Source organism: Thermococcus sp. M36 (genome assembly GCF_012027355.1).
GTDB lineage: Archaea > Methanobacteriota_B > Thermococci > Thermococcales > Thermococcaceae > Thermococcus.
This window is the reverse complement of sequence record NZ_SNUH01000367.1, coordinates 1-388: the sequence shown is the minus strand read 5'-3', so window position 1 is coordinate 388 and position 388 is coordinate 1. Positions and strand designations below refer to the sequence as shown.

At 44.8% G+C, this 388-nt stretch carries 1 protein-coding gene; it reads left to right on the top strand.

All coding sequences use genetic code 11. The features are described from left to right. Positions 1-180: 180 nt before the first annotated feature. Positions 181-388: ATP-binding protein (locus E3E36_RS12690; protein ID WP_167895670.1), on the top strand; the 208-nt coding region annotated here is incomplete at its 3' end.

Below are 388 nucleotides of genomic sequence, written 5' to 3'. Positions count from 1 at the left end.
GAGTATAAGGAGCCCTATCAACGGGAAAATCGCCTTCCTCATAGAGACCACCGGTATAAGGGACAGAAACGGGTATTTAAACATTTTGAGCAAACAGATGCGTTAACGTAAATGAAAGTGTTTTCGTGAATTAACGCCCCAACAAAACCTTTTTATCAAGTTTCGACCTGTAATTATATTATGAAGATTCGAAAATTTGTAGACAGGGAGCGGGAACTCAAAACGCTCAACGAACTTTACGAGAAAACGGGCTTCACGCTCGTTCTCGTCACGGGGAGGAGAAGAATCGGGAAAAGTCGCCTCGTCCGCGAGTTCTTGAATGACAAGGAAGCGATAGCGGTTCAGTTTGAGAAGAGGGTGTGGGAGTACAACCTCGCAAAGCTCAATC